Consider the following 16,826-nt stretch of genomic DNA (forward strand, 5'->3'; position numbering starts at 1 on the left):
ATTTTCAAATTAAAATTACAATTTTAAAGATAAATGGACTCAGCTTTTTTAACAATATGAACCTTACTCTCAACATTTTCTTTCAAATAGGCTTTAAAAAGCTCTAGTTTGTCTAACTCACCATGAATCAAATAAATCGTATTCAATCCTTTAATCTGTTTCACCCAAGAGAGCATATCTGCGCGATCGGCATGGGCTGAGAGACCATTGATGGTATAAAGTTTGGCACGTACTTTAATATCTTCTCCGTAAATGCGAATAAACTGTTCACCATCGATAATATCACGTCCCAATGTCCCTTGTACCTGAAAACCAACAAAAATAATCGCATTTTTTGGATTCCAAATACGTTGTTTAAGATGGTGCAAAACCCTGCCACCATTACACATACCGCTTCCAGCAATGATAATAGCACGTTTTTCTACCTCATTAATTTCCATCGAGTCTTTTTTACGAGGTGTGTAATGAAGCTCCGGAAACGAGAAAGGATCATCGCCTAAACTCACACGTAATCCTAAAGTTTGATTGAGTTGGGCAGGATATTTTTGGTAAATTTTTGTTGCTTCAATGGCTAAGGGGCTGTCTAAAAAGACATGACAGTTACGAAGTTCGCCAGCTTGGTGCATCTGATGGAGGAGCCATAAAATCTCTTGTGTACGCTCTAATGCAAAGGATGGTATGACAACATTGCCACCCTCAGCAATCGTTTGCGTTACTGCTTCTTTAAACTCTTTGATACTCTCATCCAATGCTCTATGTTCACGATCACCATACGTTGATTCAATGAAAAGTGTGTCGGCATGTTTAATGGTGCTTAGAGGGTTGAGTAATAAGCGGTTTTTACTTCCAAGATCGCCTGAAAAAACAGCTGTTTTATGCAGCGTATCTTCTTCATAATTCACTTCGATAAACGCACTTCCCATAATATGTCCTGCATTATGGAAACGAAGCTTCAAATAAGGCGCAATTTTAATGGTTTCATCATACTTAACGCGGCGTATTTTTTTTGTGAAAACCTGTTCAACATGCTCTTTCGTATAAAGAGGTTCTTGTACACTATTTTCTTCACCTCTGCGAAGTGCCTTTCTGAGCTGTGTTTCATACTCTTCTTGAAGTAAGCCAGCACTATCTAAAAGCATTATATAGGCAATATCAAGGGTTGCATCGGTTGAGATAATTTCACCACGAAAGCCCTCTTTCACTAACTTAGGAACTCTACCAATATGGTCGATATGAGCATGTGTTAAAATCAAATAGTCAATCGAACTCACATCAAAAGGGAACGGTTCGTAGTTACTCTTCCAAAGCTCACCTTGAATCATTCCGCAATCAATTAAAATCTTGATTGATTGAATTTCTAACAAGTGACAAGAACCTGTAACCATAGAAGCTGCACCATACGATGTGACTTTTGCCATAATAGCCCCTTTTTAATGAATAAATTTGTCGATAATCTCTTTGTATTTTTTCTCTATAACGTGTCGTTTCTTTTTAAATGTATTTGTCAGTTCTTCACCTACAGTAAACTCTTTTTCTAAAAAATGAATATTTTGTAATTTTTCAAATGGTTTAAACCCTTGTCCTTGATGCAAAAGATCATTCATCTCACTTTTAATTTTAGCGACGATCTGTTTATCTTCCATCACTTGCTCAATATTATGTACAGCTTTATTAAAATGTACAGCGACATACTCTTTAAGTTTTTCAAAATCTGGCACGATAAGTGCGCCAAGTCCTTTTTTAGTGTGTCCTACAAGGATTGCATCGGTAATAAACGGCAACATCGAAATGGTAGATTCTATGCGACTTGGATCTACGTTTTCGCCACTAGCAAGAACAATAATTTCTTTTGAGCGTCCTGTGATAACAAGTTCACCTTTAAGAGTTAACTTACCAAGATCACCCGTTTTAAAAAAGCCATCTTCACTAAAACTTTTCGCATTTTCTTCTGGGTTTTGGTAGTACCCATGCATGATCTGTTCACCTTTTACCCAAATCTCGCCGACTTCACCTGCACCGACTTGGTCGCCCTCTTTATTGACGATTTTAAGTGTCGTGCCATTTACAGGAAGTCCTAAAGTTGAAAATGTATTGCACTGAAGAGCACGTCCTGCAATTGTTGGAGCGCATTCTGTCATGCCATATGCATTGACAATACGAATGCCAATAGCATCAATCCACGCATCTAAAAAATCAGGTAAAGCTCCACCACCACTTACAGCAAGACGTAATCTTCCACCAAATTTTTCCTGCACAAGAGCAAGTTTTTTCTTTGCTAGTGCATTTAAAGGAGTGAGCAATAAACGTTTTATAAAAGCAATCGTTTTATCTATGTATCGAAAAAGGAAAGAGCGCTTTTCAAAACAAGGAAGTTCATCTTTTATAACACGATCTGCCCTATTATAGGCAGCTGAGATGGCGACTAATTTATTAAATAATTTTGCCTTTTTGGGATCTTTCTTCTCTAATGCGGTATTGATTTTGGTGTACATTGACTCCCAAAGTCTTGGAACCGTAGCAACGATCGTTGGTTTATACTCTTCTAGATCGCTTGCAAATGTTTTAATGGTCGAGTAAACCGTACAACATCCTTTTGAAAGGGCTACATATTCGGCGGCACGCTCAAAAATATGCCATGAAGGAAGAATGGAAACCCATACATCACTGCTTTGGAGTGCGATCAGAGGAGGAAGTTCTCGCACATTATACATAATGTTTTTATGGCTTAGAGGAACGCCTTTGGGGGTACCTGTCGTGCCTGATGTATAGATGATTGTAACGATATCTTCTTCATCCAATGTCTCTTTGGATGCAATGAACTCTGCTACTTCATTGGTATGAATGATGCGATCTTTCAAAATATCTTTGTACGAATAGATATTGCTTAAAAAAGAGTGTACTTTAGGTGCTTCAAGAATAAAAATAGCTTTGAGTTTCAGATGCTCCAACATCTTCTCATGACGAATATAGATATGCTCATCTTCAACGATAAGAAACTCAGCTCCTGAATGAGAAAGGATGAACTCCAGCTCTTGTGTAGGTGTATCACATCCTCTTGGAATACCAATAGCACCCAAAGAAATCAGCGCTAAATCTGTAACCATCCACTCATAACGATTGTCACATAAAAACATGACTTTTGAGCCCTTCTCAATCTTTTTTGCCTTAAAGGCACGAGAAAGGACTAAAACATCTTCAAATAATTTTTCATAACTAACTTCAAATTCTTTATCTGCTACTTTATAAATAAAAGCTTTTCTCTCTTTATGCTGTTCATAGGTCTTGATAAACATATGAAACAACGTGTTTTCTTCACGATGCAAGCACAATCCTTAACAATTCAAATTAGCTTTATTGTAATCTTTATTCCTGAAAGAGAAGCTTATCTTGAGCGAAATGCTTTAAAAATGCAGTAAATAATTACGATTTGAACAATTAAAAGCCCTACATGTAGGTAATACACTTGACTCTCTTTATTGATAACACCAAAGAACTCGATGATTTTATAAAAAAGATAAGAAATAACCATCCCTGCAAGATAACCTTGTTGTTTTATGACATCGGCAAATGAAAGTAAAGCTGTTCGTTTTAAAGCAAGTGTTTCCATACGCATCAGGTAGTTTCCAAAAACAAACGTCAGTTGATAAGAGATATAGATAAAAAGTACATTCTGGTAGTTGTACTGAAAAATAAGAAAGCTTATGACGATTAGTAGCGAGAGTATCTCTACTAAAAGTGTTATGCGGTAAAAGACGAGAAGATTCATCATCTTCTCGTACATTTTTGCCACAATCAATAAGCCTACTGCTAACCCAATGCCTCCAAGTGAAAACACGGAAGGCTCAAGTGGTGTATACAGCACAAAAACACTCCCCACTGCAAGCCCAAAAAAGAGGGAATTGAGTAGCTTATACCAAAGGTAAGGTCGTAGGCTAATTGTCATTAGAATTTAGCTTCCATGCCTAAGTAATAACTGCGCTGTGCAGAAGCGAAGCCATAGGCAGTTTGATAGTATCGATCGAAAATATTATTGACTTTAACATATGCATTCCACGTTGGGTCAATTTGATAACTCACTTTTGTATTGGCAACAAAATAGTTTCCTGTATCGACTTTACTAGCTGGCCATGTTGAAAAATCTTGATCTGCACGAGAACCAATATACGTACCATTAAGATTCCATGCTAATTTTTTGATTGGCATATACGTTGTATAAAGGGTACTCTGATAACGAGGTCGTCTTGTCAAACGTGTACCGTCTTCTTTTTTAGCATCCACATAGGTGTAATTTCCACCCATTAACAAAGACTGCATCAGCTGTTGTTCATAGGAAATTTCAACACCCCGCATAATTGAAGTCCCATCAATATTGACATTTTTCGACGTTGCACTGTCCCAGTCGATCATATCTTCAATCTCATTTCTAAAAAAGTTGATCGTTAAACCAGCATACTGTAAACCCACATTAAAACTTTTAATATTTTCAGGTTTTAAATCAAAATTACTTGCACCCCAAATATTGATCATGTCAAGCATTGAAGGTGTTTTGTATGCCGTTCCATAGTTGGTATATAGATTGAATTGATCGGTAAAAAGATATTTCGCGCCGACTTTGCCTGTGACTTTATCCTCGAATGCACTAAACTTATCGTATCGAAGGGCTTCTGTTAGCACCAGTTGAGAAAATTGATTGGTGTTATTGATATACAGTGCTTTAGCATTATCGTCACGTTCTTCTTTCGGAGCACCTACTTGCGTGTATTCAATTTCACGTTTTTCATACGAAGTTCCTAAAACAAGCGCACCTTTATCATAATATTTCCACGTATCTTTCATTTCAATCGAAGGTATTTCACCTTTATAATCGCTCACCCCATAAGCAGCATCTAACTCTTTTTTGATGAAACTACTTTGTGTGAGTGTCGTTTCAAGCGCATGATTTCCCACAAAATATTTATAGCTTACATATCCCGAACGATTTCTGATATCACTATGTTGTTCATCATTGGGCGTATTTTCATCATAGCTATTTAGCGCGTTCACATCATGGTATCCCGCTTCAATACGATTATATGGATTGATCCAATAGCCCGTTTTAAAATTCACTGTCGTATTTCGGTAAGGGTCATCTTCATATTGTTTTATATTTTTTTCACCCCAAGGCGCTTGACTGGTAAAACCATCTTCTGTAACGCGTTCAACAGAGAGCATCACATCAAATTGATCAGTTTTATGAGAAATCGACGTGTTGGCACTTCTACGGCCATAGCTTCCCATTTCAATACCCGCTGTTCCATGTGTCCCATTTTGTGCATTTTTTGTAATAATATTAATGACACCCGCTGCAGCATCAGCACCCCATACACCGCTTTGCGCACCTTTAATGACCTCAATACGTTCGATATCACCGATCAATAATTGACTAAAATCGGCTCCAGAAGTATTGCTAGGATCGTTATATCGAACACCGTCAACAAGAACCAAAATATATTTATTTGACATACCTTGCATAAAGACACCCGTTGATTTACCAAGTCCGCCATTGGAAGCAAAGCTTACGCCAGGAATGGTATTAAGAGCGTCTGTAACAGAAGTAATGCCTTTGAGAGAGAGTTCTTCGGAGGTGATAATGCTGACATTATCGGTAATATTGGTCGCACTGACCAAGGATTTGGAAGCGGTATAGACTTCAGACTTTTTTTCTTTGATCTTCTTTGAGATCACCACAACAGGCGCAGCACTTTCTTCAAGTACTTCTGTTGTTTCAGAGGATGCTTCTGCTTTTGGCGTATACAATTGCTTCTCATTATCTACGACACTTTGTCCTTCACTCGCAAGTGCAATCGTAGCATTTAAAGCAAGTATTGCCGCTAGGCTAAAGTACTTTCCTCTAAATCCTTTCAGATTTTTCATTCATTCTCCTTAAAATTTGGGAAAATTATTTTATCCTAAAAGTAGCCATTTTGATAACTTTTTGATGCATTCTGCTCTATAATAAGAGTAAATTGATCATGAGGATGTGTCTTGCTCCATCGCTACAACTACATTCTAACGGCATTCATTGTTTTAATGATCATTACGCTTATTAGTATGTTGTTTCAAGACTACTTAGAGCTTGTCAACATCGCACTCATTCATCTCATTCCCATCATTGTAGTAGCTCTTCGTGGTAACTTTTATGCCACTGCACTAATTGCACTGATAGCCATTTTATTTTTTAATGTTCTCTATGTCCCGCCTATTTACAGCTTCAGTGTCCATGATGCCATCTACTTATGGAGTTTTGCTATTTTTTTATTGGTTGGCTACATTATCACAGCGCAAGCAAAAAAAATTCAAACCAATGAGATTAGAGAGATTTTATTAAATACCCTTTCACACGATCTTAAAACACCTCTTTCATCTATTTTAGGTTCTATTACACTTCTTTTGGAAGATCAAAAGATGAGTGCTGAAACGAAAAGCATTTTATTGCATGACATCAAAAATAGCTCCGATAAAATGCATAGACTTATCAACAACCTCTTAGACAATGCCAGACTGAAAGACAAACACCTTAAGTTAAAGATGGAATGGTGTGATCTTGAAGATATTTTGGGTGTTGCTTTACAAGACTTTGATGAAGCGCATATCCAAAAAAGACTTACATTGCATGTTGATCCAAACTTGGAACTTTTCTGGGGTGATTACAACCTTTTGGTGCGCCTTTTTGCCAATCTTTTAGATAATGCGTTCAAATACTCTAATCAAAACAAACAGATCAGCATTTCCATTTCACAAGAAGAAAAAAGTGTAAACATCACTTTTTTTAATGAGAGTACCCCATTAAAAGAACAAAACTTGGAAACTATTTTTGATAAATTTTATCGTTTTGAAAATGCTAAAGATATTTCGGGGAGTGGTATCGGACTTTTTATTTGCCAGAGCATTGTAAAAGCGCATAATGGAAAAATTAAAGCCTATAACCTAGATAATGGCATATGCTTTGAGATACTCTTCCCAATTACTAAATTACCAACCAAGCTTCAAAAAGAGTATGAATGAAAACGAATGAATTGATCTTAATTGTTGAAGATGACGATGCTATCTCAAAACTCTTAACCATTTCACTCACAGAGTATGGTTTTAAAACACGTCATGCCAATGACCTTGCTATGGCCAAGCGAGAATTTATAAGCTACAACCCTACGCTTATTATTCTTGATTTGGGGCTCCCTGATGGTGATGGTAAGAGTCTCATCAAAGTGGTTCGCAAAGAGAGTAAAACACCCATCATTGTACTTTCAGCACGCAATGATGAAAAAGAGATTATTGCAGCGCTTGATTTAGGCGCAGATGACTATGTCACAAAACCTTTTTCAACCAGTGAGTTACTCGCGCGTGTGCGTTCAACACTCAGACGTGTAGACCATAACATTTCACACGAAATCCTTACATGTAAAGATATTTCTATTGATTTTACAAAAAAAGAGGTAACGCTTAGAAACGCTCTTTTAAAACTCACTCCAACAGAGTATAATTTACTGCGCTATCTCATGCAAAATGCCAATAAAGTCCTGCCCCATCAACAAATCCTCAAAGAGGTTTGGGGTGTTGGTTATCAAAATGAGATGCAGTATCTTAGAACGTATATCAATTCTTTGCGTAAAAAAATTGAAAAAAGCTCTACACGACCAGAATATATTACAACAGAGTCTAGTATAGGGTATCGTTTCTCTTGCCATTATGAACATGAAAAAGGACTTGAATGAATCAAAAGACCTTACGGATTATCTTTTTTAGCTATTTAACGGTTGTTTTCATTGGGGCTGTTTTATTGATGCTTCCTTTTGCTCATATCGGAAAATTAGCATTTATCGATGCACTCTTCACTTCAACATCCGCAACATGCGTGACAGGGTTAGTTGTCAAAATCACACCTGAAGATTTCACATTCTTTGGGCAATTTGTTATTCTTGTACTCATGCAAGTCGGTGGCGTTGGTTACATGAGTATTGTCACTCTTTTCTTCTTATTTATGAAAAAGAATCTAAACATTCATGAAAAGAATATGGCAAAAGAGTCGCTTAACTACTCTACCAACCTTGACATTCAACACTTTTTAAAAAAAGTTTTTCTCTTTACGCTCATCATCGAAACTTTAGGTGCACTTATTTTAACCATGCGTTTTGCCACACATATGCCTTTCAATAAAGCTATATGGCAAGGCATCTTTCACTCAGTCGCCGCCTTTAACAATGCTGGTTTTTCAACATTTAGAGACAACCTTCTAGGCTATCAAACAGATTTCACCGTTTTAGTTACCATAGGATTACTCATTATTTTAGGAGGTCTTGGTTATTTAGTCTTAGTCGAGATTCATGCAAAAGCAACGCATAAACGGTTTATGCTCTCTGCACATACTAAAATTACACTAGTAGGTACTTTGATTTTAATTGTCTCTGGAACACTGCTGTTCTTGGCGATTGAATGGGACAATGCCGGTGTTTTTAAAAACATGTCTTTATCCCACAGCGTGCTTAATAGTTTCTTCCTCTCAGTCAATTTTAGAACGTCAGGTTTTAACAGCCTTGACCTTTCTCAATTAAGTGACTCATCACTCTTTTGCTCAACCATTTACATGATGATTGGTGGTGGAGCGGGAAGTACCGCAGGTGGTATCAAAATTACAACCGTTGCAGTTCTTATCATTGCCACAATTCATACCATTAAGATTAGCAATCAAGCACCAAATGCGTTTAAACGCACGATCACACAAGAGGTCATCAACCGCTCTTCTGCGATTATCCTTGTTGCTTCATTTATAGCCATTACAACGACTATTATTTTGGTCGAAACCCAACACTCCAACTTTATGAAAACACTGTTTGAAGTCGTATCTGCTTTTTGTACCGTAGGTGTTTCTGTTGGAAATGGCGATGTGCTCAGTCTTTCAGAAAAATTTAGCCCTTTTGGAAAATCCATCATCATAGCACTTATGCTCATTGGACGTATGGGAATTTTTGCTTTTGGATTTCTCATTATAGGTAAAGAAAAAATCAAACATATACAATACCCAGAAGGAAGGATTTTATTATGAAAACATATGCCGTTATAGGACTTGGAAAGTTCGGCTTTCATATCGCAAAAGGATTGGCGGAGCAAGGTATGGACATCATCGCCATCGACAACGACCCTCATAAGATCCAAGTCATTAGCGAATACATTGAAGATGCCATCATCTTAGACAGTACCGATATCAAAGCACTTCAAGAAGCGGGTGTTGTAGGGCTAGATACGGTTATTATCAGTATTGGTGAAAACATTGAAGCGAGTATTTTAACACTGATGGCGCTTAAAGAACTAGAGAACAAAACCATCATCGCAAAAGCAATTACGCTGACACACGGCGAGATATTAGCGCGTCTGGGTGCATTTAAAGTCATCTATCCTGAGCGAGAATCGGCTAAAAAATTAGTGGAAAATCTTGTTGGAAATGTTGTCATTGACCAAGTTGACTTTAGTAGTACCATCAAAATCGCTAAATTTTCAGTCACTCAATCACTCATTGGCAAACAAGTCAAAGACATTGAAGCCATGTTCGAAAATGAAATCCATCTCATTGCATGTAAAACCCGTGATAACTGGACATTTGATGTTGAAAAAACCTATAAAATTCGCGAAAATGATATGCTTGCCTTTATCGGGAAAAAAGCTTTCATTGAGAAACTAAGAAATCTAACAAAATCTGAGAACTAATCTCAATACCTCAAGCCTCTTTTAATGAAAAGGTGTTATAACATTCTCAAAAAAAGAGGCTTTTTATCTAAAATACAAAACCTTCATGCCTCTTTTTTCACCATCGCATAAGGAAACATCATGAAGTTACATCCTCTCACACCTGAAGAAGAGCGTATTATCGTACACAAAGGTACAGAGATGCCCTATTCTGGGGCATATAATAGCTTTTATGAAAAAGGAGTTTATCTCTGTAAACGCTGTCATACTCCACTATATACATCAAATGACAAGTTTAACTCTGGCTGTGGATGGCCTAGTTTTGATGATGAGATACAAGGAGCGATTAAGCGTGAAACTGACCGTGATGGCAGACGCACTGAAATCCTCTGTAACGCCTGTGGAGCGCACTTAGGACATGTATTTGAGGGAGAAGGATTTACCCCTAAAAATACAAGGCACTGCGTGAATTCTCTTTCACTCATTTTTGTCCCTGAAAAAGGGTAGTTTTTGGTTTATGCTATAATACACAATAAATTATTTTAAAGGAATTTTGAATGTCCCCCAGTGAACCGGACTCGTGTAGCTTACTTCTTTCTGTTCTAGGAGTAATCCTATGACCCTACTCATTGTCTATCTTAGCCTTACGCTTATCATTACGTTTATGAGCTCTATATTAGAAGCCGTTCTACTCTCCTGCACAAATTCTTACATTGAAACGTTGCCAAAAGACCTCAATGAAAATGCTATTGCAAAACTAAAAGAGCTTAAAGCAAACATTGACGTGCCTATTTCATCTATTTTAACGTTCAATACTTTTGCCCACACAATGGGTGCCGCAGGTGTTGGTGCACAAGCCCAACTTCTTTTTGGAAATGAGTGGCAAACAGCTGTTGCCTTTGTCGTTACACTATTAATTTTATACGCATCAGAAATTATTCCTAAAACCATTGGTGCGATTTATTGGAAAAAACTTCTCATTCCATCAGCATACCTTGTCTCATTCCTTGTGACATTGACGTATCCATTTGTATGGGTTTCATCTTTGCTGACAAATTATATTTCGCGCAATAAAAAAAGCCATCACAACTACTCTCGTGATGAAATTATGGCTGTTGTTGCGATGGGTGAAAGAGATGGTTCTATTTTAAGTAAAGAGAGTGATCTGATCGAAAACCTTTTAAAACTCAAAAATATTAAAGCTAAAGATATTATGACTCCTCGTAGCGTTGTATTTGCATTACCTGCAACAACGACGATTGAAGATGCGATTGAAGATGACCGTATGTATATACACTCACGTATTCCTATTTTTGGAGAAACACTGGATGATGTTGTGGGTATTGTCTTTAACCAACGCATCCTTGAAGAGAGTGTCGAAGACCATGATAAGATTACACTTGAAAACATTGCGCATGAAGTGCATATGGTTTCTGAAAATCTTCCTGTTCCAAACCTCATCGACCAGTTTGTAAAACGAAAGACACACCTTTTCATAGTATTTGACAGCTATGGACAAACAGCAGGTGTTGTTACTCTTGAAGATGCCATAGAAACGCTTCTAGGCGTTGAAATTGTTGATGAGATGGATGAAGTCGAAGATATGCAACTCTTTGCAAAAGATAGAAGTAAAAAATTCCAAGACCGCATGAAAGTCGAGCGTAAAAAACTCGAAAAAGCAAAAGTAAATTAATAACACTAAACACTAAAGAGGCCTCTAACAATGAGCCTCTTTAGAAAACTCTCTTATTATCCCACTGTACTTTTTTTGCATTCCATATCAGCTCATTTACACAGGCATAAGGCTGTTCTATACAAAACATTTCATTGATTGAAATGCCCAATATATTAGCAAGGATTGTCCTATTGACACCTGCATGAGCAACAATGAGTATCGTACCTGTTGCATGATGTGTAATAGCATCAAAAGCATACCTAGCACGTGTAGCCACATCGTGAAAACTCTCACCATGGGGTGGTGTAAAATACTCCAAATTATCCCCTCTTTTGGCATACAATTCAGGATAGGCTGATTTTATCTGAGTCATAGGTACATTTTCCCAATCACCCATATCGATTTCAGTAAATGCTTCTACCCTTTCATAATGTCCACATTTACCTTCGCACACAATTTCAGTAGTTTGTACACAACGCTTCAAGGGGCTTGTAAAAACAGCGTCAATGGGAATGGTTTTAAAATACTTATGCAAGGTTTTTGCTTGCGCTATACCCGCTGCATCCAAAGGGACGTCAGTACGACCAAGATACCGCTTTTCGTTTCCATTTGCAACATGCCCATGACGCATCAGATACACTCTATAAACCATAATGAAACACTTTCCCTGTTAAATTTTCAATCTTCTTTATAATCATTTTAGTCGCATTCAAACGCTTCATAATGTTTTTTTGCGCATCAAAATTCCCTGCACACTTTAAAAACGCCTTCTCAAAGCGCTTTTCAAAACCACATACCTCATCTTCGCTTACCAATTTATCGGCGAGAAAAAGCAGTTCATTTTCATTCAATGGTACATTTTCATCCACAACAATATCCATATGTGTCGCAATGATATTGCCTATAGCTTCATAGCCCAATGTTTTTAGTTTTAAAGCACCCACATCAGCATGATTTTTCTCTTTGCGCGCGATGTCATGCAACAATGCAGCAGCCAATAGCGCATTTTTATCAAGCACAATTTTTATGCAAGAGAGTTCAAAAAGAATGATCTGTACCATTTTTTCAACTGCTTGACAATGCGCGATAATATGTTCATCCACACCATTTTCATACATCAAAGCCAAACACTCTTTTTCTGTTGGAGCAGTTCTTTTTTCATACATACAAAGCGTCTCATAATCTTCTTTGGTATCCATATCCATCAGTACGGTTTGATCATAAACAGGGACATAGAGTGCATCATCATTAAAGGCTTCTAAAACTCTTTTAAGCCCGCCTTCTCCATCGCTTGAGAGAATATGCTCTTTATACTTCATATCAATGAGTGGAGGATGCCCTTTATGTCCTAAAAAAGTGGGGTAAATCACCCCTTTTTTTTCTCTTACATACGCTTCAAACAAACGCTCAAGGCTTTGCCCTTTAACGAGTGGTATATCCACAGGATTCATATAAAATGCACTTATCCTTCCATCGATATCGATAGGACCAAGCCCTTTTTGAATGGAGCTAAACATCCCTTTGTCATACGCTTCGTTATAAATCACTGTCACATGCTCATCTTTTAAAACCTCTTCGATCTCTTTGTGACGATGCCCCACTACCACATAGATATGGTTTAAACCATGCGCCTTATACGTCTCTATGAGTCTTTGTAAGGCACTGGTTTTGCCTAAAGGTAAAAGGGGCTTAAACTCATGCATCCTTGAAGAATACCCAGCAGCGATGATAAGAACAGCGATGTCGCTCTTTTGCATGGGTTAACTTCTTCTTGCTTTGATAAGCTCTGCTACGATGCTAATCGCAATTTCTTCTGGTGTTTGAGCATTAATCGAAACACCAATAGGACAACATACTGCATCCAAATCTTTTTGATCAAATCCCTCATTCAGAAGCAAGTTGTACACATAATTGCGTTTCGTTTTACTACCGATCATGCCAATATATTTGGCTTTCATGGTGAGTGCTTGTTCTAAAACGATTTTATCAACTCCTCGCGTAACAATGACAATATAGCTATTTTTAGGGATATGTACTGTTTGTTGCAAATTCTCATAGGTTGAAGAAACCACATGCACCTCATCGGCACTTGGGAAACGCTCTTTGTTCGCAAAAGCTTCTCTGTCATCAATGATAACAGTATAAAAGCCTAACGTTTTGGTCAAAGCCGCTATTTGTTGAGAAACATGCCCTGCTCCAACGATGTAAAGTCTTTGGGTATCGTAAAAAGGCTCAATCATATAGCGCTGTTTGCCCAAATAGAGATGAAATTTTATATGATTAAAATTCTCTCGAAGCTCCCGTACAATGCCCTGAACTTCTTTATCTTCTTCGCCAAAGAGATCATCTTCGGTACAAATCCATTTATGCTTACCCGTAATACGCTTGCTAGCATCTGATACCTTTGTTATCACCACAAAATCTGTTTCAGTGGCTTTGAGCTCTTTGGCTTTGTGGTAGGTATTGAGCTGGTGAATGTCTAGGGCGTTTAAATACTCTAAAAGAACACTCACTTCGCCACCACACACCATACCAGCCGCTCTTGCGTCATCATCTGTCAGCTCTATATCTTCGATAGAACACTTTTTCGTTTTAAAGATTTCAGGCGCTAACTGCATCGCCATCGCTTCTAGTGTCCCACCACCAATCGTACCCTCAATGAAACCATCTTTGCGAATCACCATCTTTGCACCCGCTTCTCTAGGCGCTGAACCGCTTTTTTGTAGTATCGTAGCGGTCACAATCTCATTTTGTTCATTTAAACTATCGACAATATGTTCAATGATAGTTTTCATCGCTTATCTCCTCTGCTGTCTCGTAATTTTCGTTTTATCATGCTATTGGTAATTTTTGGTGAATAGTCGTCTTCCACATTTTCCAAAGAGAGTGTAAATCCAAAAGAAAAACGCTCCCTTATGTGCCTAATCATCTCTTGTTCACTCTTTTCATACGCCTCTTTGCTACTCACAATACATGTGATATGCACAACATCATTCTCACTCACATTCAGCGTATAATCCACTATAGGCGCAAACCGTAAAAGGATTTCATCAAAATCTCTTAAATGCATCTCATGCCCATGAATGCATACTTTATTTTCAATGCGACCACGCACTTTTTCCATTGTTCTCAAAAATGTGCCACACGCACAAGGTTTTGTGGAAAAACGCGCTATATCACCTGTTCGGTAGCGGATGAGTGGCATTGCTTGACGGCTAAACGTTGTAAAAACAACCTCGCCATACTCGCCATCACTTACACATTCACAGGTGATGGGGTTAATAATCTCAAAATAGAGATGATTCTCTCTTACGTGGTAACCATGAAGACACTCGCACTCAACACCACCACCATAGCCCATCTCTGTCATACCATAATGGTTATAGACCTTGCACGCTCCATCCTTTGAGAGTGCCTCAACTAGGGCATCAGGTACATAGTCAGTGCTTAAAAGCACTTTTTTGATGTGCGTATAAAAAAGCTCTGGCTTGAGCTTGCTTAGGTAAAGTACCTGCATAGGAATACCCACGATACAGGTAATCTTATGCTCTTCAATGCACTGCGCGGTTTTTTCCACATCATTTAAAAGACCATGCACAACACACTCAATGTTTGAACGTGAAAGTGCTTTTTTGAGCAAGTCCCCAATGCTTGCTTGCGCTACGCCCGGAAGCAGTACCATGACTTTATCGTTCTCATCCACCAAGCAGTTCATTCCATACTGAAAAAAATCTATCGTCGCTTCTAAATCTTCATGGGTAAAAAAGAGACGCTTTTCATCACCTGTGGTGCCTGAGGTATTGAGCGTGACGATGCGTTCTATATCGCTGCTTGGCACACAGACAAAATCATGGGCACTTTGCTTAATATCCTCAGGCGTTGTAAACGGGATACACTCAAAATCTTTCAGTGAATTGATAGAGTGCAGATCAATGTCACTGAGTGTGCGTTGATAAAACCGACTCTTCTCTTTCGCATACGTAAGCGTTTTTTGAATTTCTCCAAGCTGATAAGCTTGCAGTGCCTCTTGGGTTGAGCTCTTTAACGCTGTACGCTCAAGTATCCAACGCTCTAAAGGTGTAGTATGCATCATCATAACCTCTTTGAACCTCTATAAAGAGATTCGCCTTCGTTATTGGTAAGGTTGTAAGCACAAAAAGGGATCAACTTCCCTTCCAATGTCGAGACATGAATACAACAATCCTTTATACGTTCTAAATTGACATTCCACGCATCCTGAAACGCCATACCTGAAATGCTAAACGCATTGTTGTAAATAGTGCTTAGTATGGCATCCCAATCAGAGAGTTTTGCATCGGGTGCTTGTTTTTCATACGACCAGTTTCGAGCCACAAAGGCTTTGGCTTTTTCTGCACCCACTTCTGCTTTTTCATTGCCACTTGAACAGCAAGAGCGTTTGTTAACAGGCTTTAACACACCCTCTTCTATGAGGTAATTGCCATGAAACGAACAAAGTGCATTTTCACATCCTGGGGGTTGCATACTCTCTAAGGAAACCATACCATCCGTTTGTGCACAAATATGCTCCATTACCTCAGGCAAAGTGATACGCTCCTCATCCTTAGGCGCTTTTGGAATACGCCCAAAATAACTCACTGGCTGAAAATGCACCCCTCTTACCGTAGGAGAGTGATCGATGCCAAAACGGATGATTTCACCGATGCTACACACATTGACATGGGGAACAATGGTAGGAACAAGCACCACGCCAATGCCAAATTTTCGGCAATTTTCAATGGCTTTGCATTTAACCTCAAACAGCGCTTTTCCACGTAAATGTTCATAAATCGCATCATCGACTCCATCAAATTGTAAAAAGATTGAGTTAAGACCTGCCTCTTTTAGGGCTTTCACATAGGCTTCATCTTTAGCCATGCGAATGCCATTGGTATTGACCTGAATGAAAGGAAAGCCAAGCTCCACACCCATACGCACAATCTGGGGCAAATCATCTCTAACGGTTGGCTCACCGCCTGAGAGCTGAATGTTGCATTTACCTGATGTTTTTAGGATACTCTCAAATTGAAACTGTAACTGTTGTAATTTTGGATCTTTATTTTTCCCATCCATTGCATCTGCAAAACAAAAACGACAGCTTAAGTTACAACGATTGGTGACTTCAATGAGTGCGGTACAGGTATGTTGTCTATGTTCACTACAAAGCCCACAATCATAAGGGCAGCCTTGATCCACCTGTGTGCGAGGATTTTTGATGTATGCTCTTTCTTTAGTGCGTATCCACTCATGTATCGGCGTTTTGCCACGCCACACGATCGTTTCAAATGATCCATGTACCAAACACGTTTTAAGCATCAAGGCTTTATTGTCCTCTTCGACAATAAAAGCATCAAGTTTGCGTAAACAGATAGGACAGAGGCTTTGTGTCTGCATTACAGGATTTGATGTCATTTTA

At 38.4% G+C, this 16,826-nt stretch carries 15 protein-coding genes; 6 read left to right on the forward strand and 9 right to left on the reverse strand.

Going from position 1 to position 16,826, the window contains the following annotated elements; genetic code table 11:
* Nucleotides 1–23: 23 nt before the first annotated feature.
* The 4 genes from UCH001_RS08060 to UCH001_RS08075 are packed head-to-tail and all read right to left on the reverse strand — an operon-like array spanning nucleotide 24 to nucleotide 5,913.
* Nucleotides 24–1,418: an MBL fold metallo-hydrolase RNA specificity domain-containing protein gene (locus UCH001_RS08060; RefSeq protein WP_067176695.1), complete on the reverse strand. Its 1,395-nt coding sequence runs from the start codon at nucleotides 1,416–1,418 to the stop codon at nucleotides 24–26.
* Between the two features lie 12 nt (nucleotides 1,419–1,430).
* Nucleotides 1,431–3,323 (reverse strand): long-chain fatty acid--CoA ligase, encoded by a 1,893-nt coding sequence (locus UCH001_RS08065; protein ID WP_145973120.1) that lies wholly within the window; start codon nucleotides 3,321–3,323, stop codon nucleotides 1,431–1,433.
* Nucleotides 3,324–3,382: 59 nt separating this feature from the next.
* Nucleotides 3,383–3,943, reverse strand: a complete 561-nt coding sequence (locus UCH001_RS08070; RefSeq protein ID WP_067176701.1) for a hypothetical protein — start codon at nucleotides 3,941–3,943, stop codon at nucleotides 3,383–3,385.
* The gene (locus UCH001_RS08075; RefSeq protein WP_067176703.1) at nucleotides 3,943–5,913 is read right to left on the reverse strand and encodes a TonB-dependent siderophore receptor; all 1,971 of its coding nucleotides are present in this window, start codon (nucleotides 5,911–5,913) and stop codon (nucleotides 3,943–3,945) included. The genes UCH001_RS08070 and UCH001_RS08075 overlap by 1 nt, the downstream gene beginning before the upstream one ends.
* 111 nt (nucleotides 5,914–6,024) lie before the next feature.
* Here UCH001_RS08075 and UCH001_RS08080 point away from each other — a divergent pair, with 111 nt between their 5' ends.
* From UCH001_RS08080 to UCH001_RS08105, 6 genes are all read left to right on the forward strand, one after another.
* On the forward strand, nucleotides 6,025–7,044 hold the full coding sequence (locus tag UCH001_RS08080; RefSeq protein ID WP_067176706.1) for an ATP-binding protein: 1,020 nt from the start codon (nucleotides 6,025–6,027) through the stop codon (nucleotides 7,042–7,044).
* A complete protein-coding gene (locus tag UCH001_RS08085; RefSeq protein WP_067176710.1) occupies nucleotides 7,041–7,751 on the forward strand; it encodes a response regulator transcription factor in 711 nt (236 codons plus the stop codon). Before UCH001_RS08080 ends, UCH001_RS08085 begins: the two co-directional genes overlap by 4 nt.
* Entirely contained in the window at nucleotides 7,748–9,079 is a 1,332-nt protein-coding gene (locus tag UCH001_RS08090; protein ID WP_067176712.1) for a TrkH family potassium uptake protein, read from the forward strand. The genes UCH001_RS08085 and UCH001_RS08090 overlap by 4 nt, the downstream gene beginning before the upstream one ends.
* Nucleotides 9,076–9,738, forward strand: coding sequence for a TrkA family potassium uptake protein (locus tag UCH001_RS08095; protein ID WP_067176715.1), 663 nt, complete (start codon nucleotides 9,076–9,078; stop codon nucleotides 9,736–9,738). The genes UCH001_RS08090 and UCH001_RS08095 overlap by 4 nt, the downstream gene beginning before the upstream one ends.
* Nucleotides 9,739–9,858: 120 nt before the next feature.
* Nucleotides 9,859–10,224 (forward strand): methionine-R-sulfoxide reductase, encoded by a 366-nt coding sequence (locus tag UCH001_RS08100; protein ID WP_067176718.1) that lies wholly within the window; start codon nucleotides 9,859–9,861, stop codon nucleotides 10,222–10,224.
* Nucleotides 10,225–10,333: 109 nt separating this feature from the next.
* Nucleotides 10,334–11,410, forward strand: coding sequence for a CNNM domain-containing protein (locus UCH001_RS08105; RefSeq protein WP_067176721.1), 1,077 nt, complete (start codon nucleotides 10,334–10,336; stop codon nucleotides 11,408–11,410).
* Nucleotides 11,411–11,450: 40 nt separating this feature from the next.
* Here the strand turns inward: UCH001_RS08105 and UCH001_RS08110 are convergent, their stop codons facing one another.
* From UCH001_RS08110 to trsS, 5 genes are read right to left on the reverse strand one after another with little or no spacing between them, the layout of a single operon-like run.
* Nucleotides 11,451–12,044: a histidine phosphatase family protein gene (locus UCH001_RS08110; protein ID WP_067176722.1), complete on the reverse strand. Its 594-nt coding sequence runs from the start codon at nucleotides 12,042–12,044 to the stop codon at nucleotides 11,451–11,453.
* Nucleotides 12,034–13,149 carry a DVU_1551 family NTP transferase gene (locus UCH001_RS08115; protein WP_067176725.1) on the reverse strand — a complete coding sequence of 372 codons (1,116 nt, stop codon included), beginning with the start codon at nucleotides 13,147–13,149 and terminating at the stop codon, nucleotides 12,034–12,036. Before UCH001_RS08115 ends, UCH001_RS08110 begins: the two co-directional genes overlap by 11 nt.
* A 3-nt stretch (nucleotides 13,150–13,152) precedes the next feature.
* A complete protein-coding gene (locus tag UCH001_RS08120) occupies nucleotides 13,153–14,187 on the reverse strand; it encodes an XdhC family aldehyde oxidoreductase maturation factor (protein ID WP_067176728.1) in 1,035 nt (344 codons plus the stop codon).
* A complete protein-coding gene (locus tag UCH001_RS08125; RefSeq protein ID WP_197651426.1) occupies nucleotides 14,184–15,485 on the reverse strand; it encodes a DVU_1553 family AMP-dependent CoA ligase in 1,302 nt (433 codons plus the stop codon). The genes UCH001_RS08120 and UCH001_RS08125 overlap by 4 nt, the downstream gene beginning before the upstream one ends.
* Nucleotides 15,485–16,822 (reverse strand): radical SAM (seleno)protein TrsS, encoded by a 1,338-nt coding sequence (trsS, locus tag UCH001_RS08130; RefSeq protein WP_067176731.1) that lies wholly within the window; start codon nucleotides 16,820–16,822, stop codon nucleotides 15,485–15,487. The genes UCH001_RS08125 and trsS overlap by 1 nt, the downstream gene beginning before the upstream one ends.
* Between the last annotated feature and the right edge of the window lie 4 nt (nucleotides 16,823–16,826).

Origin of the sequence: Sulfurospirillum sp. UCH001 (assembly GCF_001548035.1) — a bacterium.
Taxonomy (GTDB): Bacteria; Campylobacterota; Campylobacteria; order Campylobacterales; family Sulfurospirillaceae; genus Sulfurospirillum.

Bases quoted from the DNA above. Each gene is read 5' to 3' on its own strand.
- UCH001_RS08060 (WP_067176695.1), bottom strand. From the start codon at position 1,418: ATGGCAAAAGTCACATCGTATGGTGCAGCTTCTATGGTTACAGGTTCT.
- UCH001_RS08090 (WP_067176712.1), top strand. From the start codon at position 7,748: ATGAATCAAAAGACCTTACGGATTATCTTTTTTAGCTATTTAACGGTT.
- UCH001_RS08075 (WP_067176703.1), bottom strand. From the start codon at position 5,913: ATGAAAAATCTGAAAGGATTTAGAGGAAAGTACTTTAGCCTAGCGGCA.
- UCH001_RS08095 (WP_067176715.1), top strand. From the start codon at position 9,076: ATGAAAACATATGCCGTTATAGGACTTGGAAAGTTCGGCTTTCATATC.
- UCH001_RS08105 (WP_067176721.1), top strand. From the start codon at position 10,334: ATGACCCTACTCATTGTCTATCTTAGCCTTACGCTTATCATTACGTTT.
- UCH001_RS08110 (WP_067176722.1), bottom strand. From the start codon at position 12,044: ATGGTTTATAGAGTGTATCTGATGCGTCATGGGCATGTTGCAAATGGA.
- UCH001_RS08070 (WP_067176701.1), bottom strand. From the start codon at position 3,943: ATGACAATTAGCCTACGACCTTACCTTTGGTATAAGCTACTCAATTCC.
- UCH001_RS08125 (WP_197651426.1), bottom strand. From the start codon at position 15,485: ATGATGCATACTACACCTTTAGAGCGTTGGATACTTGAGCGTACAGCG.
- trsS (WP_067176731.1), bottom strand. From the start codon at position 16,822: ATGACATCAAATCCTGTAATGCAGACACAAAGCCTCTGTCCTATCTGT.
- UCH001_RS08120 (WP_067176728.1), bottom strand. From the start codon at position 14,187: ATGAAAACTATCATTGAACATATTGTCGATAGTTTAAATGAACAAAAT.
- UCH001_RS08100 (WP_067176718.1), top strand. From the start codon at position 9,859: ATGAAGTTACATCCTCTCACACCTGAAGAAGAGCGTATTATCGTACAC.
- UCH001_RS08115 (WP_067176725.1), bottom strand. From the start codon at position 13,149: ATGCAAAAGAGCGACATCGCTGTTCTTATCATCGCTGCTGGGTATTCT.
- UCH001_RS08085 (WP_067176710.1), top strand. From the start codon at position 7,041: ATGAAAACGAATGAATTGATCTTAATTGTTGAAGATGACGATGCTATC.